We start from the raw sequence: 25,688 nt of genomic DNA on the forward strand, positions 1-25,688 counted from the left end.
CAGACAGAGGGATCCTGATTACGCCGCTTCAAAGCGCCGGAACAGCGCTTTGCCCTTCAGCAGTCGCACGCCCAGCCAGCCGCCGCACAGCGACAGCAGAAGCGCTCCGCACAGCGGTAGCGCAAACCACAGCGTCCAGTCGGGCTGCCAGGGAAAATCGAAAATTTTACGCTGCAGTGCCCACAGCGCGGCCTCTGCACCCAGCGCAGCCGCTATTCCGGAAACCACGCCGAGCAGAGCAAACTCACACCACAGCGTGCCGCGCAGCAGACGTTTGCTCGCGCCCAGCGTGCGATACACCACCAGCTCCTGACGACGCTGGCGCATGCCGATCTGGATCTGCGCCAGCAGCAGCAGGACACCGCACAGCGTCACCAGCACCACCATGATTTCCAGCGCCTGACTCACCTGCGCCAGCACCTGGCCAATCTGTTTCATGATGCTGCCAATATCGAGCAGGCTCAGCGTCGGGAACGTCCGGTTCAGCTGCGCCAGCAGCGCCGGATTATTCGCCATGCGGAAGCTGGTCAGCCATGTCTGCGGCTGCTGCTCCAGCGCGCCGGGCGGGAAGATAAAAAAGAAGTTAGGCCGCAGGCTCTCCCAGTCCACCTTACGCAGACTGCTGATGCGCGCGCTGAACGTCTGCGTATCGCCGCTAAAGGTCAGCTCATCCCCTGGCTTAACGCCCAGCCGCTGCGCCAGTTCGGCTTCAATCGAAACCTCCCCTGGCCGCGGGGGCCAGCTGCCGGCAAGCAGCGGGTTGTGATCCGGCCGCTGCGCCTGCCAGGTCAGATTGAGCTCGCGGTTCAGCGCATTATCCTGACGCGGATCGGCAGCTTTGCCGTTCAGCTCAACCAGACGCGCACGCACGACGGGATAAAAGGTTTCCGGTTTGATCTGATGCTGCTGCAAAAAGTCACGCACCTGTGGCACCTGCGCCTGCGTAATATTCAGCAGAAAATAGTTTGGTGCATCCGGCGGCAGCTGCTGCTGCCAGCGATCGAGCAGATCGCCGCGCATAACCAGCAGCAGCGCCAGCAGCATAAAAGAGAGCGAGAACGCGGCCAGCTGGCTCAGCGTCATTGCCGGCTGTCGCAGCAGACGGTTAATGGCCAGCCGCAGCGCCAGGTTACGCACGACCAGCCGGCGCAGCAGCAGCAGCGTACCCCAGCCCAGCACGGCGAGCAGCAGCGCCAGCAGTACGACGCCGGTGAGCAGCGCCCAGAGCATTTTGCTGCCCCCCAGCAGCAGCGCCAGCAGCAGCACCACCACCAGCGCCATCGCCGGCAGATAGACGCGCAGCGGCCAGACGCGCGCCACCGCATCGCGCCGCAGTACGCGCAGCGGCTGGGTCGCCATCAGCAGACGATAAGGACGCAGCCCCACCAGCAGGGAAATAACAAACATGGTGCCCAGCGCCCAGAGCCATGGCCAGAGGCTGGCGGCAGGCAGCGATGCGGGCAGCACCGGCTTCAGCAGGGTAAGCAGCAGCAGTTCGATCCCCTGCCCCAGCGCGCTGCCGGTCACGCCCGCTAACAGCAGCACCGCCAGCCACTGGCCGATAATCAGCCGCTGCAGCGCACGTCGCGTGGCCCCCAGCGTTTTCAGCACCGCCACCAGATCGTAACGGCTGCGGCAGTAGTGGCTCATCGCTACCGCCACGGCCGCGATGGCCAGCAGCAGCGTCAGTAATGCCGACAGCAGCAGAAACTGCTGCGCGCGCTGCATGGAACGGCCCAGCGCATCCTCTGAGTTTTCGGTGCTTATCCAGCGTTCGCCCCCTTTAAGGCGCGGCTCGATCCAGCGATCGTAGCGCGCCAGCGGTGCGGCGTCGCCGGAAAACTTATAGCGCCAGCTCAGGCGGCTGCCGGGCTGAACGGCGCCGGTTTTTTCAACGTCCGCCAGGTTCATTAACAGACGAGGCGCCGTCTGGAAGGGATTGAATCCGCTGTCCGGCTCCTGGATCACCGTACCGGCAATGCGCAGCGTGGCGTCGCCGACCTCTATCGGATCGCCGACGCGCAGATCCAGCAGCGCCAGCAGACGTGCGGCGACCAGCACGCTGCCTGCCGCCGGACGCAGGCCCGGTGGCTCGGTCTGCAACGTACCAAACATCGGATAGGCGTCATCCACCGCTTTAACATCTGCCAGCTGTGGCGTCTCCCGCGCAAAGGTCATAGTGGTGAAGCTGAGCTGACGGCTGATCGCTAATCCCTCCTCACGCGCCTGCGTCAGCCAGGCTTCCGGAACCGGCCGGCTGCTGCGCAGCGTACGATCGCCCGCCATAAAGTCGCGGCTCTGCTGGCTGAGTCCTTTCTCCATGCGATCGCTGATGGAACCCAAAGCCAGCACGCAGGCCACCGCCAGCGTCAGCGCCAGCCAGACAATCAGCAGCGAAGGCGAGCGCCATTCGCGCCAGAACCAGCGCCAGATCATGCCTCCTCCCACAGCTTGCCGTCACGCAGCCGCAGCCGCCGATCGCAGCGCGCGGCCAGCTGCTCATCATGGGTCACCAGGATCAGCGTTGTGGCGTAATCACGGTTGAGCGAGAACAGCAGATCGGCAATGCGTTCCCCGGTCTGACGATCGAGATTACCGGTGGGCTCATCCGCAAACAGCAGGCCGGGACGCCCGCTAAATGCGCGCGCCAGCGCCACCCGCTGCTGTTCACCTCCTGAAAGCTGTGCAGGAAGATGATGCAGGCGCGCTTTCAGGCCAAGCTGCGCCAGCAGCTCGCTGGCCTGTGCCCGGCTGTCGCGATCGCTCTCGCCGCGCAGCAGCGCCGGCAGCTGCACGTTCTCCAGCGCGTTTAGCGTGGGCACCAGCATAAATGACTGAAACACAAAACCGACTTCGCGTGCGCGCAGCGCCGCGCGCTGCTCTTCGTTCATGCGGTGCAGCGGCTGACCCAGCAGATGAACCTCGCCGCTGCTGCCATCATCCAGCCCGGCGAGGATCCCCAGCAGCGTCGACTTCCCCGATCCCGATTCGCCAATCAGCGCGAGCGTTTCGGCTGGTTTGACAACCAGCTCAACTCCGGTAAGGATTGAGAGCTGATGCTCACCCTGACCGACGGACTTAGTAAGATGATGAACCGCAACAATGTTTTCCGCTGGCATTATCCCTTCCTGTGTGTGGTGCTGCTGCTGGTATCGCGCATCGCTGCAGCCGATACGCTGATGGTATTAGGTGACAGCCTGAGCGCCGGCTACCGGATGTCTGCCAGCGCCGCCTGGCCTGCCCTGCTCAGCACGCGCTGGCAGCAGCAGCCCAACGTCGTCAACGCCAGCATCAGCGGTGATACCGCCGGACAGGGTCTGGCACGGCTGCCTGCACTATTAAAACAGCATCAGCCGCGCTGGGTGTTAATCGAACTGGGCGGTAATGATGGTTTACGCGGTTTTCCGCCGCAGGCTATCGCGCAGGATCTGCGTGCGATTATCCTTGCGGTGAAAGCCGCTGACGCGCAGCCGCTGCTGATGCAGATCCGGCTGCCTGCTAATTATGGACGACGATACACTGAAGCGTTCAGCGCCATCTATCCGCGCCTGGCGGAAGAGTACAGCCTGCCGCTGGTGCCCTTTTTTATGGAGCAGGTCTATCTGAAGCCGGAGTGGATGCAGCAGGATGGTATTCACCCCAATCCGGATGCGCAGCCGTTTATTGCCGGCATTATGGCTGACGCGCTGGCTCCGCTAGTTAAGCATGACTCGCGCTAAGTCGTGCTATTTGACAGGTAAAGAAATGCAAAAATCGGTTTTGATCACCGGCTGCTCCAGCGGTATCGGGCTGGCAGCCGCCAGCGATTTGCAGGCGCGCGGCTACCACGTGCTTGCCGCCTGCCGCCGCGCCGAGGATGTTGCGCGGATGACTGCTCTGGGATATACCGGCATCCTGCTCGACCTCGACGATGCCGCAAGTGTGGATGCCGCGGCAGAACAGGTGCTGGCACTCACCGGGCATTGCCTGCACGGGCTATTTAATAACGGCGGATTTGGCCAGTATGGGCCGCTGAGCAGCGTCAGCCGCCAGCAGCTTGAAAAGCAGTTCTCCACCAACCTCTTTGGTACCCATCAGCTGACGATGCGGCTGCTGCCGGCGCTGCAGAACAGCGGCGACGGCCGCATTATCAATACCAGCTCGGTGCTGGGACTGATCTCCACCCCGGGGCGTGGCGCCTATGCCGCCAGCAAGTGGGCGCTGGAGGCGTGGAGCGATGCGCTGCGTATGGAAGTGCGCGCCAGCGGCGTGCGCGTCAGCCTGATAGAGCCGGGACCGATCGCCACGCGCTTCACCGATAACGTGCAGCAGGGTGAACAGGAGAAGCCGGTGCAGAATCCCGGTATCGCAGCGCGTTTTACCCTGCCGCCGGAAGCGATTCTGCCCAAACTGCGCCATGCGCTGGAGAGCCGTCACCCGCGGCTGCGCTATCCGGTTACGCTGGTGGCCTGGGGCATGAGTTTTCTGAAACGACTGCTGCCGGGCTGGATGCTGGATCGCATTTTGCGCAGCAACTGAGCGGTAACATCAGTCAGCGCTTGAAGCGGGACACTTTATCCCCATATTCTCTTTACACTTTCTGCCAGGAGCGTTTTTCATGTCACACGCTTTGATCACCGACATCAATGAGTCCAATTTGCAGCAGACGCTGGAGCAATCCATGCAGCTGCCGGTTCTGTTCTATTTCTGGTCTGAACGCAGCCAGCACTGCCTGCAGCTTACCCCGGTGCTGGAGCGTCTGGCACAGGAGTATGCCGGCCAGTTCCTGCTGGCAAAACTCGATTGCGACAACGAGCCCGCGGTGGCATCACAGTTCGGTCTGCGCTCGCTGCCCACGGTTTATCTGTTCCAGAACGGACAGCCGGTAGATGGTTTCCAGGGCCCGCAGCCGGAAGAGGCGATCCGCGCGCTACTGGAAAAAGTTCTGCCGCGCGAAGAGGAGCTGAAAGCGCAGCAGGCTATGGAACTGATGCAGCAGAACAAGCCGCTGGAGGCGCTGCCGCTGCTGAAAGATGCCTGGCAGCTGAGCAATAAAAACAGTGAGATTGGCTTTCTGCTGGCAGAAGTGCTGATCGCCCTGAACCGCAGTGATGAAGCGGAAGCGGTGCTGGATGTGGTGCCGCTGCAGGATCAGGATACACGCTATCAGAGCCTGGTCTCACAGATCGACTTGCTGAAGCAGGCGGCGGATACGCCTGAGATCCAGCTGCTGCAGGAGCAGCTGAACGCCGAGCCGCAGAACGCGACCCTGGCTGCTAAACTTGCGTTACAGCTGCATCAGGTTGGGCGTAATGAAGAGGCGCTGGAGCTGCTGCTGGGCTTTCTGAAAAGCGATCTCGCTGCCGGTGACGGTGAAGTGCGCAAAATGTTCCAGGAGATCCTGGCCGCGCTTGGCACCGGCGACGCCCTCGCCTCGCGCTATCGCCGCCAGCTCTATTCGCTGCTCTACTGACGGATACGCAGACGGGCCGAAGCGACTCGGCCCGGTAATCTGACAGCCAGGAGGTTATATGCTGACCGCTATTCCTGTTCTCATCGTGCTGGTGCTGGTGATTGTATGGGCCGGTATCAAGATTGTTCCGCAGGGCTATCAGTGGACGGTAGAGCGCTTCGGACGCTACACCCGTACGCTCTCGCCGGGGCTTAACCTGGTGGTGCCGTTTATGGATCGCGTGGGTCGCCGCATCAATATGATGGAGCAGGTGCTCGATATCCCTTCTCAGGAGATCATCTCCAAAGATAACGCCAACGTCACCATTGATGCCGTCTGCTTTATTCAGGTCGTTGACCCGGCGCGTGCCGCCTATGAGGTCAGCAATCTGGAGCTGGCGATAATCAACCTCACGATGACTAACATTCGCACGGTCCTTGGCGGCATGGAGCTGGATGAGATGCTGTCGCAGCGTGACAACATCAATACCCGCCTGCTGCATATCGTTGATGAAGCGACAAACCCCTGGGGCGTCAAAATTACCCGCATTGAGATCCGCGATGTGCGGCCACCGCAGGAGCTGATCGCTGCCATGAATGCGCAGATGAAAGCTGAGCGTACCAAACGCGCCGATATTCTGGCTGCTGAAGGCGTGCGTCAGGCCGCCATACTGCGCGCTGAAGGCGACAAGCAGTCACAGATTCTGAAAGCGGAAGGCGAGCGCACCTCCGCTTTTTTACAGGCCGAGGCGCGTGAGCGGCAGGCAGAGGCGGAAGCGAACGCCACGCGCATGGTGTCTGACGCGATCGCCGCCGGTGATATCCAGGCCATTAACTACTTTGTTGCGCAGAAATATACTGATGCGCTGCAGAAAATTGGCGAAGCCGGCAACAGTAAAGTGGTGATGATGCCGCTCGATGCCAGCAGCCTGATCGGCTCGGTAGCGGGCATCAGTGAACTGCTGAAAGAGCGTCATGCGGAGCGGAGGCCGTAATGCTGATGGAGCTGATTGCCCATCCGCACTGGTTCTGGCTGACGCTGGGCGGGCTGCTGCTGGCAGCCGAAATGCTGGGCACCAGCGGTTATCTGCTCTGGTGCGGTATGGCGGCGCTGCTGGTTGGCCTGGCCGAGTGGCTGTGGCCCTTCTCGTGGGCTGGTCAGGGGCTGCTGTTTGCCGCGCTGACGCTGCTGAGCGCGCTGGGCTGGTATGGCTGGATGCGCCATCAGGCTGCAACGCAGCAACCCAACACGCTGAACCAGCGCGGTAAAGAGCTGATTGGCCGGCAGCTGACGCTGGAGACGCCGCTTAAAAGTGGTATCGGACATGTACAGATTGGTGACAGCAGCTGGCGCGTACAGGCAACAGACGATCTGCCCGCGGGCACGCGGGTGACGGTCACGGCGGTTGAAGGGATCACGCTGCTGATTCAGCCGCGTTTACCGCCGGAGTGACCGCAGCAGCCCGCCAGCTGATTCATTATCGGGCACTCGGCGCCCTCGTCGCCGGGACACGCCTCTGCCAGTGACAGCAGGCGCGCCCGCATGGCGTGCAGCTCCTCAATATGCGCTGCAATTTCTTCAGCCTTCTGCAGCGTGCGCGCTTTGACATCTGCGCTGTGCCGCGCAGGATCGTTGAACAGCGCCACCAGCTCGCGGCACTCATCCAGCGTAAAGCCAACCTGGCGCGCCTGGCGCAGCAGATGCAGCTCTTCCAGATGGCGTTCGTCATAGTGCCGGTAGCCATTTCCGCTACGCAGCGGCGGCGTCACGATCCCTTTCTCTTCATAAAAGCGGATCGCTTTACTGGTCAGCCCGGTTTTTCTGGCAACGTCGCTGATATTCATGCCGGCTCCTTGACCTTCCCCCGAATGGAAGGTTTACGCTTATAACTACTGTAACCGGTGCAGCCGGTCAACTCTGTTCACTAAGGAGACTATCATGTCAGACAGACAAACGCTGGCGCTGGAGGGGCTTTCCTGCGGCCACTGTGTCAAACGGGTTAAAGAGGCGCTGGAACAGCGCAGCGACGTCGAGCAGGCGGAGGTCACGCAGCAGGAGGCACGCGTGACCGGGACGGCCAGCGCCAGCGAGCTGATCGCAACCGTAGAGCAGGCTGGCTACCACGCCATGCTGCAGCCTGAGGCAACATCCCCAAAGTCTGATCCGTTGACAGCTCAGGAGCCGCCGCCGGAGGCGCTGACAACGGCCTCTCAGCCGGCAGAAGCGGCGCTGCCGGTACAGCATCTGTTGATTGATGGCATGAGCTGCGCCAGTTGCGTCAGCCGGGTAGAGAACGCGCTGCGCGCGGTATCCGGCGTCACGGAAGCACGCGTTAACCTCGGTGAACGCAGCGCGCTGGTGCTGGGTGAGGTTAACGCACCGGCGCTGATTGCCGCCGTAGACAAGGCAGGCTACAGCGCTGAAGTGATTGAGGATGAACAGCGCCGGCGCGAGCGTCAGCAGGCGAACGCGCGGCAGGCGATGCGCCGCTTCAGCTGGCAGTCGGCGCTGGCGCTGGGGTTTGGCGTGCCGATGATGTTCTGGGGCATGGCGGGCGATCATATGATGCTGACGCCGGAGAATCAGACGCTGTGGCGTACGCTGGGCGTTGCCACGCTGCTGGTCATGATCATTGCCGGCGGCCACTTTTACCGCAGCGCCTGGCGCAGCCTGCGATTAGCCACCGCCACCATGGATACGCTGGTGGCGCTCGGCACCGGCGCTGCCTGGCTCTATTCGATAAGCGTGGCGCTGTGGCCGGAATTTTTTCCGCTGCAGGCACGCCACCTCTACTTTGAAGCCAGCGTCATGATCATCGGCCTGATTAACCTCGGGCACGCGCTGGAACAGCGTGCCCGTCAGCGCGCCTCGCGCGCGCTGGAGCGGCTGCTGGATCTGACGCCGGCGCAGGCGTGCGTGGTCACCGAACAGGGTGAGCAGCAGCTGCCGCTGAGCGCCGTCACCGCCGGTATGACTCTGAAGCTGGTCACCGGCGATCGGGTACCGGTGGATGGCGACGTCACGCAGGGAGAGGCGTGGTGCGATGAAGCGATGCTGACCGGCGAAGCCGTGCCGCAGGAAAAAGCGCCTGGCAGCAAAGTCTATGCCGGCACGGTGGTGCAGGATGGCACGCTGCGCTTTATCGCCAGCGCCACTGGCAGCCACACCACGCTGGCACGTATTATTAATCTGGTGCGTCAGGCGCAAAGCAGCAAGCCGGAGATTGGCCGCCTCGCCGATCGCATCTCTGCCGTTTTCGTACCGGTTGTGGTAGCGATTGCGCTGCTGAGCGGCCTCACCTGGTATCTGATTGGGCCACAGCCGCAGCTCGCCTATGCGCTGGTGATCATCACTACCGTCCTGATCATCGCCTGTCCCTGTGCGCTGGGGCTGGCCACGCCGATGTCGATCATCGCCGGCACCGGCCGTGCGGCAGAGCTGGGTATCCTGGTGCGCGATGCCGACGCGCTGCAGCACGCCAGCGAAACTGACACGCTGGTGTTTGATAAAACCGGTACGCTGACGCAGGGATCGCCGCAGATCGGCGAGATCTGCTGCTATGCTGACCGGGATCAACAGCAGATCCTGCAGGCCGCAGCGGAGCTGGAGCAGGGATCCACGCATCCGCTTGCCAGCGCGATCCTCGCTGCCGCGCCGCAGCCGCCGGCAGCAGAGATCACCCGCTTCCGGACGCTGCGCGGCAGGGGCGTGAGCGCGCAGGTGGCAGGTCAGACCCTGCTGCTGGGCAACACGGCCCTGCTTGATGAGCAGCAGATTAACTATGACGCCGCCCGGGCAGATATCGAACGCATCGCGGCAAGCGGTGCTACGCCAGTGCTGCTGGCCGACGCGCACCAGCTGCTGGGCCTGATTGCGCTGCGCGATAATCTGCGGCCGGAGAGTAAAGCGGCACTGCAGCGGCTGCATCAGGCTGGCTACCGGCTGGTGATGCTGACGGGCGATCATCAGGCCACAGCCCGCGCTATCGCTGCTGAAGCGGGAATTGATGAAGTGATCGCCGGCGTGCTGCCAGAGGGTAAAGCAGAAGCCATAAGCCGCCTGCAGCAGCAGGGGCGCCGGGTGATGATGATAGGAGATGGCATTAACGATGCGCCAGCGTTAGCGCAGGCGGATACCGGTATTGCGATGGGCAGCGGCAGCGATGTCGCGGTCGAAACGGCGCCGCTTACGCTGATGCGTAACGACCTGCATGGGGTAGCGGATGCCCTGGCGATTTCGCAGGCCACGCTGCGCAATATGCGCCAGAATCTGCTGGGCGCATTTGTGTATAACAGCCTGGGTATTCCGATTGCGGCGGGCGTGCTCTATCCCTTTACCGGCCTGCTGCTGAGCCCGATTGTCGCGGGGGCAGCAATGGCCCTCTCTTCCATCACCGTCGTCAGCAATGCAAACCGCCTGCTGTGTTTCACTCCGCCCGACCGGTAATAGCAGCCAGCGCGCTGTTTTTAGCCGAAATAAATCGTTAGCATGACGGTTTAACCGTAACAGGAGCGGACATGAACAGCCCTATCTGGCAACGTCTCTGGCAGCGGATCGCCGCGCTTTTTCCGTCTGCCTACCGCTGGCCGGCAATGGATATGCGTCTGGGCGACCGGCTGCTGCATCTGACCGGCAGTATCCATATGGGCACACGCAACATGCAGCCTCTGCCAGCCGGCCTGCTGCGTCAGCTGCAGAAAGCGGATGCGCTGATTGTTGAGGCGGACATCACGCGCGGCGGCTCTCCTTTTGCGGATACCGCAGATTTGCCGCCGCTGCACACCCGGCTGGAGAGCGCCACGCTGACGCGGCTGCAGACGCTCTGTCAGGATCTGGGGCTGGAGAGTGATCTCTTTGATACCCTGCCCTGCTGGCAGATAGCGCTGATGCTGCAGGCGCACCAGGCGCAGCGGCTCGGACTGCGTCCGGAGTATGGTATCGATTATCAGCTGCTGCAGGCCGCAAAGGCAGCGGGCAAGCCGATCATCGAGCTGGAGGGACCGGAGACGCAGATCGCGCTGCTGAAATCCCTGCCGCAGGAGGGTCGGGCGCTGCTGGTGGATACGCTTGAGCACTGGCATACCAATGCGCGGCTGCTGCAGACGATGATCAGCTGGTGGCTTGAAGCGCCGCCCGCGCAGCAGCCGGTAGCGCTGCCCGCGACCTTTGGCAGCGAGCTGAGCGATACGCTGATGCGTAACCGTAACCAGCAATGGCGCGAACAGCTGCTGGCGCTGCCATCGGGTCGCTATCTGGTGGCCGTCGGCGCGCTGCATCTCTATGGCGAGGATAATCTGCCCGGCCTGCTAAAACAGAAGCAGCCGTAACGCGACACCTGCGCTGCTCAGGAGTGGCCGAAGGATAAGACAAAAAAAGAAGGCCGATATCACTATCGACCTGTCAAAGAGGAATTTGTTTATGATTTTGGTTATCGCCAGGGTGAGTGGCGCGGGACAATTCTCGCGCAAAGTTCAGATTTTCGCCACTGTTATTAGCGCAATCTTTGAGAAGAATTTTTGTCGTAAGGATTAATGATGACCCCTGCAGTCAAACTTCTGGAAAAAAACGGCGTGGCGTTTACGCTGCACCCCTATGAGCATGACAGCCATGAAACGCATTTTGGCGATGAAGCGGTGCGCAAGCTCAACCTTGATGCGCGCCAGGTCTTTAAAACGCTGCTGGTCGCGCTGAACGGCGATGCGAAAGCGCTGGCGGTGGCGGTTACGCCGGTTGCATCCCAGCTCGACCTGAAAAAAGTGGCGAAAGCGCTGGGCGCCAGGCGAGCAGAAATGGCCGATCCGCAGCTGGCGCAGCGCGTTACCGGCTACCTGCTGGGCGGCATCAGTCCGCTGGGTCAGAAAAAGCGCCTGCCAACGGTGATCGATCGGCAGGCCGCAGAGTTTGCCACAATATTTATCTCTGGCGGTAAACGCGGCCTCGACATTGAACTGGCTGCAGAGGATCTGGCGCGGCTGCTGAATGCCACACTGGCCGACGTGGCACGCTGCGATTAATCGGGCTGCTGCGCGCAAAGCTGATCGATCATCCAGCGCCCGGCCGGGCCGGGCGGATTACGTCGCGACCAGACCACATCTACCGCAATATGCTGCGGCCAGCCGGGAACGCATAGCTCTTTCAGGACCTGATGACCAAACTGATCCACCAGCCAGCGCGGCAGTACGCTCCAGCCAAACCCCTGCTCCGCCATCTCCAGCAGCAGCAGATACGTCGGCGCTGACCAGGTTCGTCCGGCGGCTGGCAGCGGTCCGCGCGTCTGTACCCAGGTGTTCAGCCGCAGCTGCCGCAGCTCGCTGAGCTGCGCCTCACTCACCTGAGCCAGCTGCGACAGCGCGTGATCCTGATGCAGAAAGATCGCCATCTGCGCCTCCACCTGCAGCCGGGCTACCGCCAGATCGGGCGGCAGCGCAGGCTGAGTGCGGACCACGCCCAGGTGCACCCGCCCCGCCTGCAGCAGATCCAGTACATCCTCATCCTCTGCAATCATGCATTCAAAGTCGATATCGGGGTAGCGGGCATCAAACCGCGTCAGCAGATGTTCATGATGATCGGCCTGCCAGAAATCGGAAATGGCCAGACTCAGGCGCGGCTCAACACCCTGCGACAGACGCAGCGCCAGTTCATCCAGCCGCTGACTGGCGGCCAGGATCTGCTGCACCTGAGCCAGCGCGCGTTCACCCTGCGGTGTCAGCACCGGCTGACGGCCGCGGCGGTCAAACAGCGCAAAGCCTAGATCGATTTCAAGGTTAGCGATGGCAGCACTGATGGTGGACTGGCTTTTTGCCAGCGCGCGGGCAGCAGCAGAGAAAGAGCCGCTCGCAACAGTCTGGACAAATGCCTCAAGGGATTCCGGAGAGTATTTCATGGTTTACCATCGTTTTTTTCGATAGAGACTCATTTTATCTCAGATGCGTGCAGTGCGAAAATGCGCGTTATTACGTAACCGGAGGTATTTATGCGTACCTGTTCGCTGAAAGAACGCATTCTGCACGCCGTGGGCTTTGAGGGCCTGGCTATTGTGACTATCGCGCCGCTGGCAGCATGGATTATGGACAAGCCGCTGTTCCAGATGGGCACGCTGGCGATTGCCCTTTCTACCGTCGCGATGCTGTGGAACATGATCTATAACACCCTGTTCGATCGCATCTGGCCGCCGCATCAGAAGCGCGGGCTGGGGCTGCGTGCCCTGCATGCGCTCTGTTTTGAAGGGGGATTTATCCTGATTGGCCTGCCGATCGCCGCCGGCATGTTGCATATTTCGCTGCTTAACGCCTTTTTAGTGGAGGTGGGATTCTTTCTGTTTTTCCTGCCCTACACCATGGTTTACAACTGGGTCTGGGATAAGCTGCGCCTGCGCTGGTTTGCGCAGCCATCCTGCCGCGCCTGATGCCGGGCGCGCGCTGCCTCCGGCCGGAAGCAGCGCACCGGTTACGCTTAATCCTGCGCCGCGCGCGGCCAGATCCATGCCAGGAACATACGCGGATAGCTGCGCTTGCGCTGCTTTTCCAGCGCCTTGTCACGCTCGCGTACCTGCTCGTCGGTCAGATGCACGACGGCTGGCGGCACAAAATCAGCGATTTTTAGCGGCGAATGCTGAGTAATATAGTCGCGCAGCACGTCAGCATCGCGCAGACCGCTGTTGCGGTAGCCCGCGCGCGCCGTCAGCGGCGGATAGCCGTCGCCACCGCTGGCGTTAAAGCTGTTAGTGGCAAGGCGATAGGTTTTTGTCTTCTCCAGCGGCTTACCGTTGATTTTGACATCACTCACTGAGGTGCCGTCGGCCACCAGGCTGATGCCGGCCAGCTGCGCAAAACCGCCGGAGTTAGCTTTGATATTGGCGATGCGGGCAAGATATGCCTGCAGTTCCTCACCGCTCAGCGTGACCGACACCACCTGATTGCCAAACGGCTGCACCTGCAGCAGATCGCGCAGGCGCAGCTCGCCTGCCGGAAGCGATGTGCGGATGCCGCCGCCGCTGATCACCGCCACATCCGCTTTGGTCGCGGCCATCTGCGCTCGCAGGATCAGCTGCGCCAGATTGGTCTGCTCAAAGCGGACTTTATTGCGCTCGCCGACAAACAGCCCGTCACTGCGGCCAACGGCGACATCCAGCTGTTTACCGGCGCGCAGCTGGAAAGGGGTCAGCAGCTTCATCATCGCGGTATTGGGTACAATCGGCTCCTGATAAGGCAGCCAGGTTTCGCTGCCATCCTGGTTGGTGACTTTATGCTTCAGGTTAACCGGGATGAGCTGATAATTTTCCAGCGTCAGCTCACCGTTGCGAAAGGTAAAATCGCCGCGACCCACATATTTGCCCCACTCTTTAGCCTGCATGATCCAGACGCCATTCTGCCGATCGGGCTGGCAGGGCTGGCCTGGCTGATAATCCGGCACGCTGCGGTTAGCCTGCGCCATACAGACGGCATCGTGCGAGTGACCGCCCACGATAACACTCAGGGTGCCGGGCGGCAGGCTGCGCGCCAGCTCAACGTCGCCCGGTGCGTTACTGCCGTGCTGACCGTCGTCATAATGTCCCATATGCGTCAGCGCGATGATCACATCAGGCTTTTCCGTGGCGCGCAGCTCCGCTACCGCTTTCAGCGTCTCTTTGACCGGATCGCGGATCTCAAGCTCTGCGACATTTTCCGGGTTGGTAATACGCAGCGTATCCGTAGTGGTCAGCCCGATAACCGCTATTTTCAGGCCCATACGGTTAAATATGGCCCAGGGCGAAAACAGCCGCCGATCGCTGCCTTTTTGATAGATATTCGCCGCGAGAAAGGGAAAACGCGCCCACTTTTTCTGCTGTTCCAGCACGCTCAGAGGCTTGTCAAATTCGTGGTTTCCCAGCGCCATAGCGTCATAACCCACCAGATTCATGCCGCGAATGTCAGGCTCTGCGTTCAGCACATCTGACTCCGGCACGCCGGTATTGATATCCCCGGCGGAGAGGATGAGCGCACCCCCTCCGCGCGCCTGGACATCATAACGCTGCTGGTCCATCAGGCTCTTTTGTGCTGCCAGCCCATACTCACCCTGCGCGTTACTCCAGAAATGGCCATGATGATCGTTGGTATGCAGGATGCTGAAGCGATAGCTGCGATCGGTTTGCCACGCCTGCGCCAGCATCGGCACCAGCAAAGCCAGCAGCGCCAGCCAGCGCTTTTTCGGGGTAAGTAACAACACAACGCTCTCCTTGTTCGTTTTTTTCCACTGCATCGTGGACCTGACAGATTTCTGCCCTCTGTGTCGCACAGTTCCCTGCTTAACTCAAGCTGAAAGGCAGTACCCGCTGCTATTTTCATCTGCTCTCGCCGGCTGGGCCCGTCGGGGGATGCTGCGCTTTTTAACGCTGCTGTAATGCATTATCACTACCTGCACGCCAGGATAACTGCTGAAAATAGCGCTTCGGCACGTTTTTTATCGCATTTTTTCAGTTTATTCAGCTTTCATCCCGCAAATGTCTAAACGCTGCAGCAGGATTTGCATTACACTTGATTGTTACAAGCGGACACATTTGCACACAAGGAGACAGGCATGCATCACACCACACCGTTGATCACCACTATTGTCGGGGGCCTGGTCCTCGCGTTTCTCCTTGGCATGCTGGCCAATCGCCTGCGCATCTCTCCGCTGGTGGGCTATCTGGTTGCCGGCGTGGTTGCGGGCCCTTTTACGCCAGGCTTTGTTGCGGATACGAATCTGGCACCTGAACTGGCAGAGCTGGGCGTCATTCTGCTGATGTTTGGCGTCGGACTGCACTTCTCACTGAAAGATCTGATGGCGGTAAAGTCGATCGCCATTCCCGGCGCCGTGGCGCAAATCGCGGTGGCGACGCTGCTGGGAATGGGGCTCTCCTGGACCATGGGCTGGTCATGGATGACTGGCCTGGTGTTTGGCCTGTGCCTCTCTACGGCCAGTACCGTAGTGCTGCTGCGGGCGCTGGAGGAGCGACAGCTGATTGACAGCCAGCGCGGCCAGATTGCGATCGGCTGGCTGATTGTGGAAGACCTGGTGATGGTGTTGACGCTGGTGCTGCTGCCTGCCATCGCCGGCATGCTGGAACAGGGTAACGCCAGTCCGACCCTGCTGGCATGGGATCTGCTGCTGACCATCGGTAAAGTGGCCGCCTTTATGGTGCTGATGATGGTGGTAGGCCGCCGCGTTATCCCGTGGATCCTGGCAAAAAGCGCGGCTACCGGCTCGCGTGAACTCTTTACTCTATCGGTGCTGGCGCTGGCGCTCGGTATCGCCTTTGGTGCCGTAGAGTTCTTTGATGTCTCCTTTGCCCTTGGCGCCTTCTTCGCCGGCATGGTGCTGAACGAATCTGAGCTGAGCCACCGCGCGGCGCGCGACACGCTCCCACTGCGCGACGCCTTTGCCGTACTGTTCTTTGTATCGGTCGGCATGCTGTTTAATCCGATGATCCTGATTGAACAGCCGCTGGCGGTACTGGGCGCGCTCGCCATCGTGGTGCTGGGTAAATCAATCGCCGCCTGGGCGCTGGTCACTCTGCTGGGGCACTCACGCCGTACCGCCCTGACCATTTCGGTCAGTCTGGCGCAGATTGGTGAGTTTGCCTTTATTCTCGCCGGCCTCGGCATTTCACTCGATCTGCTCAGCGAAGAGGGGCGCAACCTGGTGCTGGCTGCGGCTATTCTCTCCATTATGCTGAATCCTATCCTCTTCTCGCTGCTGGAGCGCTATCTGGATAAAACTGAAACCGCTGAGGAGCAGACGCTGGAAGAGGCGATGGCGGAAGAGAAACAGATCCCGGTAGATATCTGTAATCACGCGGTGATTGTGGGTTATGGACGCGTCGGCAGCCTGCTGGGGCAGCAGCTGCTGGAAGCAGATATCCCGCTGGTGGTGGTGGAAAACTCCCGCCCGCGCGTTGAAGCGCTGCGTGAACAGGGTATCAGAGCGGTGCTGGGCAATGCAGCACGCGCAGAGACCATGGAGCTGGCACGGCTTGACTGCGCCCGCTGGCTGCTGCTGACCATTCCGAATGGCTATGAAGCGGGTGAAGTGGTGGTGGCCGCACGTGAGAAGCGCAAGGATATTGAGATTATCGCCCGTGCGCACTATGACGACGAAGTCGCCTATATTATGGATCGCGGCGCTAATCAGGTCGTGATGGGCGAGCGTGAAATTGCCAGCAGCATGCTCAATGTGCTGAAAAAGGAGATCGCCGTTGAGCCGATCTCCCGCGAATGCCCGATTTGATCGGGGATCGCTGACTGCAGGGGCGCACTGATGCGCCCCTTTTTACTGCGCGCTTATCTGTCCCAGTAAGACTCTTCCAGGCTATCTTCCCGCTCCGGCAGGCCGCGCGTCAGGCGCGGTGAATGCTGGTTCAGCACCTGATAACTCACGCGGTTAGCATATTTGCACACCTGCGCCAGCGAGGAGTAGGTCAGATATTCACGCGCATGTTTGCTGGAGTTAGGGACTTTGAGGCGATGGAAGTTGTTCGCCGTGATATCGTGCAGCAGCGCTGCCAGCGCCCCGTCCCCTGCCCCGTTGGTATTCATGATCTTTTCCGGTCCGCCCATGTAAGGCGCGATATGCGAGAAGATGCGCAGCGGCTGCTGACAATCCTGCTGGCGCATCGCCCGGCTGAACTCATACTGGTTGAATTCCGCAATCGCGCCCGGCAGCAGCGGGTGATTCGTTTTGCGCTTAAATTCATCTTCAGTGAAGCCCGCCATGTAGAGCCCGGTCGGACCGGCGGTGCAGAGCACCAGATCGACCCACTCCAGCGCCATATCGGCTGCCAGCAGCGGATCCTGTTCACCGGTCAGCGCAAACGCTTCTTCTTCGTTCATCGCGACAATAGAGACGTGATCGCGCAGGAAATCGCGCCAGAACTGCGGGTTATCCTGAATGACATATTTTGTGCCCAGCGTTAATACCACCGGCACATTATGCTTTTTCGCATACGCAATGGCGCGCAGCGTGGCGTCCGGCATCGGTTCACCAGGCTGGCAGCGTACCAGATAGGAGGTCAGCACCAGCGCTGACGCCCCGGCAATCACCTCTTCCGGGATACTCTCCGCCTGCAGCCGGTTCATCAGCCCCGGACTGATCGCGAAGGTCCGTTCACCGTGCTCGCCAATCAGGGTAAAGCAGCGGCCAATCGCGCCGTCCACGCCCTGCAGGAAGTTCAGATCCATACGGCTGGAGGTGTTGCAGAGATAGCGATAGGCGTAGCCGCCAATCTGGATGTTATTGCACATGACGCCCAGCAGCACGGAACGATCGTCAGCCAGCACCGAGTAGTTGTGCAACGTGTTGCCAATGGTGCCGCCGGCAAACTGGTGGCTGATCAGCTGCTCGCGCATCAGCTCGTTATAGAGCGCTTCCGCCGTCGCGTCGTCAATCACCAGCGAATGCCCGGCACTCAGGCCGTAGCGCTGCAGGAACGCGTCATCAACTTTGGCTTCGATATCCACCAGCGTCTGGTCGATACCCACCACCCAGCTGCCCTCCTCCTGCTCCTGCTGAATAGCCTGCAGCAGCGGATCGCGCGCGTTGACGGGAAAATAGTGTTTGGATTTACGTTTGCCGGGAAATTTCATGAAAAGCAGTCATCAGGGAAAATCAGGCAGAGAAGCATATCATACTCTCTGCCTGATGCGCTTAGCGGCGCGCGTTGACCAGCTGTACCATCATCTCAATGTGCTCGTCATCGGCGTTAAGCGCGGGAATATATTCAAATTTTTCGCCGCCTGCATGCAGGAAAATTTCGCAGTTTTCACCGCTGATCTCCTCCAGCGTTTCCAGACAGTCCGCCGCAAAGCCGGGGCTCATGACCTGCACATGCTTAATGCCTTTGGCCGGCAGACTTTTCATGGTCTCATCGGTGTAGGGCATCAGCCACGGTTCACGCCCAAAGCGCGACTGGAAGGTCATCATGATTTTTTCAGGAGCAATGTTCAGCGCCGCCGCCAGTGCGGCGGTGGTATCTTTACAGCGCTGCGGATAATCATCGCCTTCATTGGCGAAACGCTGCGGAATGCCGTGGTAAGAGAGCACCAGCAGATCCGGCTCGCCGTGGCGGGCAAATGAGCGCTCAACGGAGGCTTTCAGCGCGGCAATGTAAGCCGGATGCTCAGCATAGTCGCGAATAAAGGAGACCTGCGGCAGCGAGCGCAGCGGTTTAAAGCTGCTGGCCAGGCCATCCCACACGGCGGCAACGGTAGAGCAGGAGAACTGCGGATAGAGCGGCAGCACAATCAGGTGCGTGACGCCCTGATCCAGCAGGCGATGTACCGCTCCGTCCAGGCTCGGCTGACCATAGCTCATGCCCAGCTCGACCGGCATGTCCACGCGCTGCGCCAGCGCGGCACGCTGCCGCTTGCTGAATACCATCAGCGGCGATCCCTCTTCCATCCAGACGGAGGCGTAGAGTTTCGACACGCGCGGCGAACGAAACGGCAGAATAATAAAATTAAGGATGGGCCACCATAGCCAGCGCGGCGTATCAACCACGCGCGGATCGCCGAGGAACTGCTTCAGATAGCGTTTCACCGCCGGGGTGGTAGGTGCTTCAGGTGTGCCTAAGTTAACCAGCAGAACACCGGGCTTATCTTGCCTCATTCTGTTTCCTTGATATCGCAACGAAGAGTGGTAAATCGGGGGAAATTGTAGCGGAAATCACGGGCGGGAAAAGCAATTGCTGTAAAAGGGCCAGGCATCCGGCCCTTTTGGTACTTAGCCGAGGATACGGCGCAGTTCTTCGCTGACGTCAGCCACCGGGCGGGTGCCGTCAATTTTGTGATAGGCGGTATTACCCGCTTCCGCTTCTTTGCTGTAGTAAGCGATCAGGGGCGCTGTCAGCTCATGATACTCAACCAGGCGCTTACGCACGGTCTCTTCCTGATCGTCTTTACGCGTGGTCAGCTCTTCACCGGTCACATCATCTTTACCTTCCACTTTTGGTGGCTTGTTTTTGATGTGGTACACGCGGCCAGAAGGCGCGTGAACGCGACGGCCCACAATGCGATCGACGATCAGCTCGTCCGGCACGGCAAATTCCAGCACGTAATCGACTTTGATGCCCGCTTCTTTCATGGCGTCAGCCTGCGGGATGGTGCGTGGGAAGCCATCGAGCAGGAAGCCGTTTTTGCAGTCTTCCTGCGCGATACGCTCTTTAACCAGCGCAATCACCAGTTCATCAGTCACCAGTTTACCGGCATCCATGATGGCTTTCGCCTGCTGGCCCAGTTCGGTGCCTGCTTTTACTGCGGCGCGCAGCATGTCACCGGTAGAGATCTGCGGAATACCGTAGTTCTCCATAATATACTGAGCCTGAGTGCCTTTACCTGCGCCCGGTGCCCCGAGCAGAATAATACGCATTGCGTAATTCCCCTTGCGAATCGCATTGATCAATCTATGAAGGCCAAGAACATACCATTATGACCCGCCAGCCACAAGGCAACGGGCACGCTATCACTGGCCCGCCTACTGTGACCTGCTTTGGGATGAAGCGCCAGCTGAGGGATTGATTTTAGGAATTCAGGCTACGCAGCAACAACGCTTTCAGCTGCTTTTTCAGCGTCGCGGTGACGTTTGTATGTTTGCTGCCGCTGCCGCGCAGGCTGGCCGGGATCAGCAAACGTCCGGGCAGCCGCCGGATCTCCGGCGGCAGGGTAACATTATGCAGCGCCGGCGGCAGATCAATCAGGGCAAATGGCAAACCGGGCTGCTGCAGTGAGGCGAGCGGTAGCGGCGTTTCGAGCGCAAACCGGTCAACCATGGCGATATTAAACGGCTTCCACTCAGCGCTCTCCATCATCGTCAGCGCCTGCTGCGGCGCGCTTCCCAGCGCCAGCCCCTGCTCTATCAGCCGCAGTTCGCTGCGCACCAGCGTGCTGAATTTTGTCGTGCGCAGCGCAATCAGTACCAGATCGTCGCTCAGCGCTGCATGGTGGTTCAGGTATGCGACAAACAGATGGGAGCCGGCAATCAGCGTTTTGTGCAGCGCGCTGGCAAACGACCCGGAAGCGTCGGTCACGCCCTGACTCTGGCAGGCGTCGAGCGAGCGCACCCGCCCTTCCGCCAGATCCACATGCTCTATCAGGGCGATATTTCCCGCCATCATCGGGACGGCGGGCAGTACGCTCAGCTCGCTGACCGGATGGTGCGAGGCGTAGCGTGTCTGATTACGCGCCTGCTCCTGGCGTAAAAAAAGCTGAGAGAGCACCACCCGCGCAATATGCAGCGTGGGCGCAAAGAAGAGATCGTAATTTTCCAGCCGGTAGTAGCGGGATAGCTGGCTGCGCAGCCGATCGCATATCGCCGCCCTGGCAGAGGCGTTTTGTGAGGCCATCGCGTAACGTTTCCCTGTATTAGCTGCGAAGTGGTGCTTTCCGGCAGATAAAACGCGTGGCTGATACATAGCCAGCCCGTCCCGTCAACCTGCCAGAATCTGGAGCAGAGGTTAGGGCAATGCGGCTGGACATTAAAATGATATAAACTGACAATCCCTGTTAGGTTTTTACACAAGGGACGAGTATGACCGCGCTTCCGTCACTACGGGCGCTGCGCTATTTTCATCAGGCAGCGCTGCACAGCAGTTTCAGTACGGCAGCGGAAACCCTGCATGTCACCCACAGCGCCGTCAGCCATCAGGTGCGCCAGCTGGAGAGCTGGATGGGCAAACCGCTGTTTGTACGCACTAACGGACGCGTCAAACTCACCTCGCATGGCGAACGCCTGCTGGTCAGCTGTCAGAAAGCGTTCAGCGAACTCGCCACCAGCTGCGAAAGCATACGTACCGGTATGCGGCATCACCTCTCTGTTTCCTGTGCGCCCAGCTTTCTCTCTCAGTGGCTGATCCCGCGTATCAGCAGTTTCTATCAGCGCTACCCGGATATCGACGTGCAGTTTCAGTCACTGGTTGAGATCGATCAGCTGCGCAGTGAACACACCGATGTGCTGATCCTGAGTTATGAGCAGCAGCCCGATGATGATATTGAAGCCACGCTTATCAGCGATGACGCGATTGGGCCGCTCTGTGCGCCCCATTACGCCGAACGCCTGCAGAGCGCGCGCGATCTGCAAACGCTGCCGCTGCTGCATGCGGATACCCGGCTGCACGCCTGGGCTGAGTGGGCAAAAAACAGCGGCGCACGCGGTGATTTCTGGCGTGGCAAACACTTTGATAATCTGATGCTGGCTATTCAGGCCGCCAGAAGCGGTCTGGGGATCATTATGGCCCCGCGACTGCTGGTGCAGCAGGAGCTGGAAGCGGGCGCGCTGATTGCGCCGCTGGGCTTTGTGCGCATCGATCGCGCGACCTGGATGATGGCCAAACGCTCGCGCGAGCAGAATGCAGAGATCCGTCTGTTTCGCGCATGGCTCAGCGAGCAGGCGCAGTGCTGACGCCATAAAAAAGGGCGCCATTAATGGCGCCCTTAGCTGTTTTATTCGCTTCGCGCTGTGCGGCGTTACGCCGTCAGCAGCTGGTTCATGCGGCGGATAAACTGGTTAGGATCGTCCAGCGTACCGCGCTCAGCCAGCAGCGCCTGATCCAGCAGCAGTTCAACCCATTCGGCAAAGCGCGCCTCATCCTGGGTATCCGCTACGCGTTTCACCAGGCCATGCTCCGGATTGATCTCAAAGATATATTTCACTTCCGGAACATCCTGACCGGCGGCGGCAAACAGCTTCGCCATCTGGGTGGTCATTTCGTTAGCATCAGTGGTGACGATAGCAGGCGTATCGGTCAGACGATGCGTCAGTCGCACCTCTTTAACGCGCTCGCCCAGCAGCGTTTTCACGCGCTCAACAAACGGCTCCAGCGCTTTTTCCGCTTCTTTCTGCTCTTCGGTCTCTTCATCCGCCAGCTTGCTCAGCGACTCATCAGCTTTGCTTACTGACTGGAACGTTTTACCTTCGAACTCGATGAGATAACTCATCATCCACTCATCGATACGATCGGAGAGCAGCAGTACCTCAATGCCTTTTTTGCGGAACAGCTCCAGATGCGGGCTGCTTTTCGCCGCGGCATAGCTGTCCGCCGTGATGTAGTAGATCTTCTCCTGACCTTCAACCATGCGGCTCAGGTAGTCATCCAGCGATACGCTCTGCTCGCTGCCTTCGCTCTGCGTGGTGGCAAAACGCAGCAGTTTAGCAATCGCCTGCTGATTGGCGCTATCTTCTGCCGGTCCCTCTTTCAGTACCAGACCAAACTCTTTCCAGAACTGCTGATACTTCTCTGCATCATCTTTTGCCAGTTTTTCCAGCATCTGCAGGCTGCGCTTAGTCAGCGCGGCGCGCAGGCTCTGGGTGACACGGCTGTCCTGCAGAATTTCACGTGAGACGTTAAGCGGCAGATCGTTAGAGTCAATCAGACCGCGCACAAAGCGCAGGTAGTTCGGCATGAACTGCTCAGCGTCATCCATAATAAACACGCGCTGTACATAAAGCTTGAGGCCATGCTTGCTGTCGCGGTTCCACATATCGAACGGAGCACGCTGCGGGATGTAGAGCAGGCTGGTGTACTCCTGCTTGCCTTCCACGCGATTATGGCTCCAGATAGCCGGATCGCTGAAGTCATGTGCAATGTGCTTGTAGAACTCGTTGTACTCGTCGTCGCTGATCTCAGCTTTATTACGCGTCCACAGCGCCTGGGCTTTGTTGACCTTCTCCCAGGTTACGGTGTCGTTCTCTTCATCTTTGGTTTCGATCTCTACCGGCAGTGCGATGTGATCGGAATATTTGCTGATGACGTTACGCACGCGCCAGGCGTCAAGGAAATCATCTTCCCCTGCGCGGAAATGCAGCGTGATCTCGGTACCGCGATCGGCTTTTTCGATTTCTGCCAGGGTATATTCGCCCTCGCCTTCTGACTCCCAGAACACGCCCTCGCTGGCCTGTGCGCCGGCAGCGCGGGTGCGCACGGTCACTTTGTCAGCAACGATAAAGGCGGAGTAGAAACCCACACCAAACTGGCCAATCAGCTGGCTGTCTTTCGCCTGGTCAGAGCCCATAGACTCCAGGAACGCTTTGGTGCCTGATTTAGCGATAGTACCGAGGTTTTCAATTACCTCATCGCGACGCATACCGATACCGTTGTCGCTCAGCGTCAGCGTCCGTTTCTCCTTGTCGACCGAGATACGCACGCGCAGCTCGCCGTCGCCTTCATAGAGATCCGGAGTGGAAAGCGCGCGGAAGCGCAGCTTATCAGCGGCATCAGAGGCGTTGGAGATCAGTTCACGCAGGAAAATCTCTTTGTTTGAATAGAGGGAATGGATCATCAGGTGCAGAAGTTGTTTTACCTCTGACTGGAAGCCACGCGTCTCTTGTCCTTTCATGGTCATTGCTACCTCAACAGAATCGGGGTTGATCGAACGTTGAGGAAGAGATGGGGATGGCGGGAAAATTTTCAAGCCGGTTTCAGTGAATGAAACCGGCGAGTGCTTAGAATTTAATCTTATGACGTCCGGCAAGAGAGTGCGACAGCGTGGTGCCATCAACCATCTCCAGCTCGCCACCTACCGGTACACCGTGCGCGATACGGCTGGCGTCAACGCCATACTGACCGCACAGCTCAGCGATATAGTTGGCGGTCGCTTCACCCTCTACCGTGGGGTTGGTCGCCAGGATCACCTCCTGCAGCGTCTCATGTTCCAGACGCTGCTCCAGGCGATCGAGCCCGATATCCTGCGGACCAATCCCATCCAGCGGCGACAGATGTCCCATCAGCACAAAGTAGCGTCCGCCAAACTGGCCGGTCTGCTCAATGGCGTGAATATCTGCCGGGCTTTCCACCACGCAAATCTGCCCATTCTGCTGCCGACGGGCGTTAGCGCAGATGGTGCAGATCTCCTGTTCGGTGAAGGTACGGCAATCGGCACAGTGGCCGATTTCCGACATCGCGCGCGTCAGCGCCTGAGCCAGACGCATGCCACCGCTGCGATCGCGTTGCAACAGGTGAAACGCCATGCGCTGCGCTGACTTAGGGCCTACACCCGGCAGACAGCGCAGTGACTCCATTAAGGTTTCAAGCAGTGGACTGGTCTGCATCAGAACGGCATCTTGAAGCCAGGCGGCAGTTGCATACCGGAAGAGACAGAAGCCATCTTCTCTTTCTGCGTCTCATCGATGCGACGCGCCGCATCGTTAAAGGCTGCAGCAATCAAATCTTCCAGCATATCTTTGTCATCTTCCAGCAGGCTGGGATCGACTTCCACGCGACGGCAGTTGTGCGCGCCGTTGATGGTTACTTTAACCAGACCCGCACCCGATTCGCCCGTAACTTCCAGCGCGGCGATCTCTTCCTGAACCTTGGCCATTTTATCCTGCATCTGCTGGGCCTGTTTCATCAGGTTGCCCAATCCGCCTTTACCAAACATAGTTTTCTCTCTCTGCTGGGGCTGCGCGCAACCTCTGCGCGACAGCGTGATCATACGGGTCGGATACTCTCTTCATCCAGATCGGCATCAAAGAACTGCTGCAACATCTGAATGTGGGTATCACTTGCGAGCGACTGGCGCGCCTGCGCCAGCTTCTCTTCATAGATGGCCTGTCGCCACTCCAGCGGCGTCAGCACCGCCGGATTATCATCTTCCACGATGGTCAGTTCAACTTCCTGACCCGCCGCCTGGCTTAGCGCAGCCTGAATGGCCTGCCGGGCTGCCGCAGAATTGAGGTGTCGCTGGCTGCTGCGCAGATGCAGCGTCACGCTCTGTTCATGCTGATCTTTCCACGCGTTGAGCGCCACCTGCTGCACCAGCTTTGGCAGCGTCAGCCGGGCAATTTCAGCGGTCCAGGCATCACGCAGCTGTGCTTCCTCGGCCAGCCGCGCAGCCAGCTCCGGCGTTTTCTCATGCTCCAGCGCTGAACGCAAGGCTTTTGGCGTTGCGACCGGCTCCGCTTTCTCCTCACTCTGCTGCTGTGCTTTCCAGCGGTACGCCTCCGGTTTTACCGGCGCGCTTGCGGTTTCGGGTGCGCGCTGCTGAACGCGCTCCGTCACCGTAGCCAGACGCTCCAGCGCCTGATTTGCCGGCCGCGCGGGACGCGCTGCCGGCTCACTCTTTTTTACTTTACCTGCCCCCTGACGCAGCAGTTGCGTACGCGCCTGCAGCAGCTGACTGGTGGTGTCCGGCAGATTGCCGGCAGGCGGAGCCTGCGGTTCTGCCGGAGCCGGCGCAGCGGGCGGCGCCATCTGCGGTTGCGTAGCCGGTGCCATCTGCGGTTGTGTAGCCGCAGCGGGCTGCTCAGCCGGGGC

General features: G+C 59.9%; 24 protein-coding genes and 1 other annotated feature. Of the genes, 11 read left to right on the top strand and 13 right to left on the bottom strand.

From position 1 onward, the window contains the following. Window positions 1–18 precede the first annotated feature (18 nt). A complete protein-coding gene (ybbP, locus tag HA43_RS12230; RefSeq protein ID WP_094111781.1) occupies window positions 19–2,436 on the bottom strand; it encodes a putative ABC transporter permease subunit YbbP in 2,418 nt (805 codons plus the stop codon). Beyond that, a complete protein-coding gene (gene ybbA / locus HA43_RS12235; RefSeq protein WP_039383054.1) occupies window positions 2,433–3,119 on the bottom strand; it encodes a putative ABC transporter ATP-binding protein YbbA in 687 nt (228 codons plus the stop codon). The genes ybbP and ybbA overlap by 4 nt, the downstream gene beginning before the upstream one ends. Here ybbA and tesA point away from each other — a divergent pair. From tesA to HA43_RS12260, 5 genes are all read left to right on the top strand, one after another. Further along, entirely contained in the window at window positions 3,087–3,719 is a 633-nt protein-coding gene (gene tesA, locus HA43_RS12240) for a multifunctional acyl-CoA thioesterase I/protease I/lysophospholipase L1 (protein ID WP_139803627.1), read from the top strand. The two genes, ybbA and tesA, sit on opposite strands and share 33 nt — an antisense overlap. Before the next feature lie 25 nt (window positions 3,720–3,744). Next, window positions 3,745–4,518, top strand: a complete 774-nt coding sequence (locus HA43_RS12245) for an SDR family oxidoreductase (protein ID WP_094111782.1) — start codon at window positions 3,745–3,747, stop codon at window positions 4,516–4,518. 79 nt (window positions 4,519–4,597) lie between these two features. Then, window positions 4,598–5,452, top strand: a complete 855-nt coding sequence (locus tag HA43_RS12250; protein WP_094111783.1) for a co-chaperone YbbN — start codon at window positions 4,598–4,600, stop codon at window positions 5,450–5,452. Window positions 5,453–5,510: 58 nt separating this feature from the next. Further along, window positions 5,511–6,425 carry an SPFH domain-containing protein gene (locus HA43_RS12255; RefSeq protein ID WP_094111784.1) on the top strand — a complete coding sequence of 305 codons (915 nt, stop codon included), beginning with the start codon at window positions 5,511–5,513 and terminating at the stop codon, window positions 6,423–6,425. After that, the gene (locus HA43_RS12260; RefSeq protein ID WP_071668948.1) at window positions 6,425–6,883 is read left to right on the top strand and encodes an NfeD family protein; all 459 of its coding nucleotides are present in this window, start codon (window positions 6,425–6,427) and stop codon (window positions 6,881–6,883) included. The genes HA43_RS12255 and HA43_RS12260 overlap by 1 nt, the downstream gene beginning before the upstream one ends. Here the strand turns inward: HA43_RS12260 and cueR are convergent. Continuing rightward, a complete protein-coding gene (gene cueR, locus HA43_RS12265) occupies window positions 6,859–7,275 on the bottom strand; it encodes a Cu(I)-responsive transcriptional regulator (RefSeq protein ID WP_071668947.1) in 417 nt (138 codons plus the stop codon). The two genes, HA43_RS12260 and cueR, sit on opposite strands and share 25 nt — an antisense overlap. 94 nt (window positions 7,276–7,369) lie before the next feature. Here cueR and copA point away from each other — a divergent pair, with 94 nt between their 5' ends. From copA to ybaK, 3 genes are all read left to right on the top strand, one after another. After that, window positions 7,370–9,877 carry a copper-exporting P-type ATPase CopA gene (gene copA / locus HA43_RS12270; protein ID WP_094111785.1) on the top strand — a complete coding sequence of 836 codons (2,508 nt, stop codon included), beginning with the start codon at window positions 7,370–7,372 and terminating at the stop codon, window positions 9,875–9,877. Window positions 9,878–9,948: 71 nt separating this feature from the next. Next, the gene (locus tag HA43_RS12275; protein ID WP_094111786.1) at window positions 9,949–10,758 is read left to right on the top strand and encodes a TraB/GumN family protein; all 810 of its coding nucleotides are present in this window, start codon (window positions 9,949–9,951) and stop codon (window positions 10,756–10,758) included. A gap of 207 nt (window positions 10,759–10,965) precedes the next feature. Further along, entirely contained in the window at window positions 10,966–11,445 is a 480-nt protein-coding gene (gene ybaK / locus HA43_RS12280; protein ID WP_039383036.1) for a Cys-tRNA(Pro)/Cys-tRNA(Cys) deacylase YbaK, read from the top strand. Here ybaK and HA43_RS12285 read toward each other — a convergent pair. Next, a complete protein-coding gene (locus HA43_RS12285; RefSeq protein ID WP_039383034.1) occupies window positions 11,442–12,314 on the bottom strand; it encodes a LysR family transcriptional regulator in 873 nt (290 codons plus the stop codon). The two genes, ybaK and HA43_RS12285, sit on opposite strands and share 4 nt — an antisense overlap. A 90-nt stretch (window positions 12,315–12,404) precedes the next feature. Here HA43_RS12285 and HA43_RS12290 point away from each other — a divergent pair, with 90 nt between their 5' ends. Then, window positions 12,405–12,836: a multidrug/biocide efflux PACE transporter gene (locus tag HA43_RS12290; RefSeq protein WP_094111787.1), complete on the top strand. Its 432-nt coding sequence runs from the start codon at window positions 12,405–12,407 to the stop codon at window positions 12,834–12,836. Between the two features lie 47 nt (window positions 12,837–12,883). On the opposite strand, the gene ushA is transcribed toward HA43_RS12290, so the two are convergent. Further along, on the bottom strand, window positions 12,884–14,578 hold the full coding sequence (gene ushA / locus HA43_RS12295) for a bifunctional UDP-sugar hydrolase/5'-nucleotidase UshA (protein WP_223811768.1): 1,695 nt from the start codon (window positions 14,576–14,578) through the stop codon (window positions 12,884–12,886). Window positions 14,579–14,986: 408 nt separating this feature from the next. Here ushA and ybaL point away from each other — a divergent pair, with 408 nt between their 5' ends. Then, a complete protein-coding gene (gene ybaL, locus HA43_RS12300; RefSeq protein WP_039383029.1) occupies window positions 14,987–16,675 on the top strand; it encodes a YbaL family putative K(+) efflux transporter in 1,689 nt (562 codons plus the stop codon). 53 nt (window positions 16,676–16,728) lie between these two features. Here ybaL and HA43_RS12305 read toward each other — a convergent pair whose 3' ends face one another. The 4 genes from HA43_RS12305 to HA43_RS12320 form a co-directional block, all read right to left on the bottom strand. Beyond that, window positions 16,729–18,030: an inosine/guanosine kinase gene (locus tag HA43_RS12305; protein ID WP_039383027.1), complete on the bottom strand. Its 1,302-nt coding sequence runs from the start codon at window positions 18,028–18,030 to the stop codon at window positions 16,729–16,731. A gap of 61 nt (window positions 18,031–18,091) precedes the next feature. After that, window positions 18,092–19,051, bottom strand: a complete 960-nt coding sequence (hemH, locus tag HA43_RS12310) for a ferrochelatase (RefSeq protein WP_039383026.1) — start codon at window positions 19,049–19,051, stop codon at window positions 18,092–18,094. A gap of 114 nt (window positions 19,052–19,165) precedes the next feature. After that, window positions 19,166–19,810, bottom strand: a complete 645-nt coding sequence (adk, locus tag HA43_RS12315; protein WP_039383025.1) for an adenylate kinase — start codon at window positions 19,808–19,810, stop codon at window positions 19,166–19,168. A gap of 151 nt (window positions 19,811–19,961) precedes the next feature. Next, on the bottom strand, window positions 19,962–20,783 hold the full coding sequence (locus tag HA43_RS12320) for a DUF6024 family protein (RefSeq protein WP_094111788.1): 822 nt from the start codon (window positions 20,781–20,783) through the stop codon (window positions 19,962–19,964). Window positions 20,784–20,968: 185 nt separating this feature from the next. Here HA43_RS12320 and HA43_RS12325 point away from each other — a divergent pair, with 185 nt between their 5' ends. Beyond that, complete coding sequence (locus HA43_RS12325; RefSeq protein WP_071668944.1) at window positions 20,969–21,838, top strand: LysR substrate-binding domain-containing protein; 870 nt, start codon at window positions 20,969–20,971, stop codon at window positions 21,836–21,838. Window positions 21,839–21,903: 65 nt separating this feature from the next. Here HA43_RS12325 and htpG read toward each other — a convergent pair whose 3' ends face one another. The 4 genes from htpG to HA43_RS12345 form a co-directional block, all read right to left on the bottom strand. After that, the gene (htpG, locus tag HA43_RS12330; RefSeq protein WP_094111789.1) at window positions 21,904–23,778 is read right to left on the bottom strand and encodes a molecular chaperone HtpG; all 1,875 of its coding nucleotides are present in this window, start codon (window positions 23,776–23,778) and stop codon (window positions 21,904–21,906) included. 100 nt (window positions 23,779–23,878) lie between these two features. Then, complete coding sequence (gene recR / locus HA43_RS12335) at window positions 23,879–24,484, bottom strand: recombination mediator RecR (protein WP_039383019.1); 606 nt, start codon at window positions 24,482–24,484, stop codon at window positions 23,879–23,881. Beyond that, window positions 24,484–24,813, bottom strand: coding sequence for a YbaB/EbfC family nucleoid-associated protein (locus HA43_RS12340; protein ID WP_031377860.1), 330 nt, complete (start codon window positions 24,811–24,813; stop codon window positions 24,484–24,486). The genes recR and HA43_RS12340 overlap by 1 nt, the downstream gene beginning before the upstream one ends. A 50-nt stretch (window positions 24,814–24,863) precedes the next feature. Next, window positions 24,864–25,688, bottom strand: an 825-nt coding sequence (locus HA43_RS12345) for a DNA polymerase III subunit gamma/tau C-terminal domain-containing protein (protein ID WP_280173566.1), incomplete at its 5' end; no start/stop codon positions are given. Next, window positions 25,458–25,519, bottom strand: a sequence feature (DnaX frameshifting element). It overlaps the preceding gene by 62 nt.

The sequence above is a fragment of the Pantoea eucrina genome (genome assembly GCF_002095385.1).
GTDB lineage: Bacteria > Pseudomonadota > Gammaproteobacteria > Enterobacterales > Enterobacteriaceae > Pantoea > Pantoea eucrina.

Bases quoted from the DNA above. Each gene is read 5' to 3' on its own strand.
- ybaL (WP_039383029.1), top strand. From the start codon at position 14,987: ATGCATCACACCACACCGTTGATCACCACTATTGTCGGGGGCCTGGTC.
- HA43_RS12320 (WP_094111788.1), bottom strand. From the start codon at position 20,783: ATGGCCTCACAAAACGCCTCTGCCAGGGCGGCGATATGCGATCGGCTG.
- HA43_RS12245 (WP_094111782.1), top strand. From the start codon at position 3,745: ATGCAAAAATCGGTTTTGATCACCGGCTGCTCCAGCGGTATCGGGCTG.
- cueR (WP_071668947.1), bottom strand. From the start codon at position 7,275: ATGAATATCAGCGACGTTGCCAGAAAAACCGGGCTGACCAGTAAAGCG.
- ybbA (WP_039383054.1), bottom strand. From the start codon at position 3,119: ATGCCAGCGGAAAACATTGTTGCGGTTCATCATCTTACTAAGTCCGTC.
- ushA (WP_223811768.1), bottom strand. From the start codon at position 14,578: ATGCTGGCGCAGGCGTGGCAAACCGATCGCAGCTATCGCTTCAGCATC.
- tesA (WP_139803627.1), top strand. From the start codon at position 3,087: ATGATGAACCGCAACAATGTTTTCCGCTGGCATTATCCCTTCCTGTGT.
- hemH (WP_039383026.1), bottom strand. From the start codon at position 19,051: ATGAGGCAAGATAAGCCCGGTGTTCTGCTGGTTAACTTAGGCACACCT.
- HA43_RS12305 (WP_039383027.1), bottom strand. From the start codon at position 18,030: ATGAAATTTCCCGGCAAACGTAAATCCAAACACTATTTTCCCGTCAAC.
- adk (WP_039383025.1), bottom strand. From the start codon at position 19,810: ATGCGTATTATTCTGCTCGGGGCACCGGGCGCAGGTAAAGGCACTCAG.
- ybaK (WP_039383036.1), top strand. From the start codon at position 10,966: ATGACCCCTGCAGTCAAACTTCTGGAAAAAAACGGCGTGGCGTTTACG.
- HA43_RS12290 (WP_094111787.1), top strand. From the start codon at position 12,405: ATGCGTACCTGTTCGCTGAAAGAACGCATTCTGCACGCCGTGGGCTTT.
- HA43_RS12340 (WP_031377860.1), bottom strand. From the start codon at position 24,813: ATGTTTGGTAAAGGCGGATTGGGCAACCTGATGAAACAGGCCCAGCAG.
- recR (WP_039383019.1), bottom strand. From the start codon at position 24,484: ATGCAGACCAGTCCACTGCTTGAAACCTTAATGGAGTCACTGCGCTGT.
- HA43_RS12325 (WP_071668944.1), top strand. From the start codon at position 20,969: ATGACCGCGCTTCCGTCACTACGGGCGCTGCGCTATTTTCATCAGGCA.
- htpG (WP_094111789.1), bottom strand. From the start codon at position 23,778: ATGACCATGAAAGGACAAGAGACGCGTGGCTTCCAGTCAGAGGTAAAA.
- HA43_RS12260 (WP_071668948.1), top strand. From the start codon at position 6,425: ATGCTGATGGAGCTGATTGCCCATCCGCACTGGTTCTGGCTGACGCTG.
- HA43_RS12255 (WP_094111784.1), top strand. From the start codon at position 5,511: ATGCTGACCGCTATTCCTGTTCTCATCGTGCTGGTGCTGGTGATTGTA.
- HA43_RS12250 (WP_094111783.1), top strand. From the start codon at position 4,598: ATGTCACACGCTTTGATCACCGACATCAATGAGTCCAATTTGCAGCAG.
- ybbP (WP_094111781.1), bottom strand. From the start codon at position 2,436: ATGATCTGGCGCTGGTTCTGGCGCGAATGGCGCTCGCCTTCGCTGCTG.
- HA43_RS12275 (WP_094111786.1), top strand. From the start codon at position 9,949: ATGAACAGCCCTATCTGGCAACGTCTCTGGCAGCGGATCGCCGCGCTT.
- copA (WP_094111785.1), top strand. From the start codon at position 7,370: ATGTCAGACAGACAAACGCTGGCGCTGGAGGGGCTTTCCTGCGGCCAC.
- HA43_RS12285 (WP_039383034.1), bottom strand. From the start codon at position 12,314: ATGAAATACTCTCCGGAATCCCTTGAGGCATTTGTCCAGACTGTTGCG.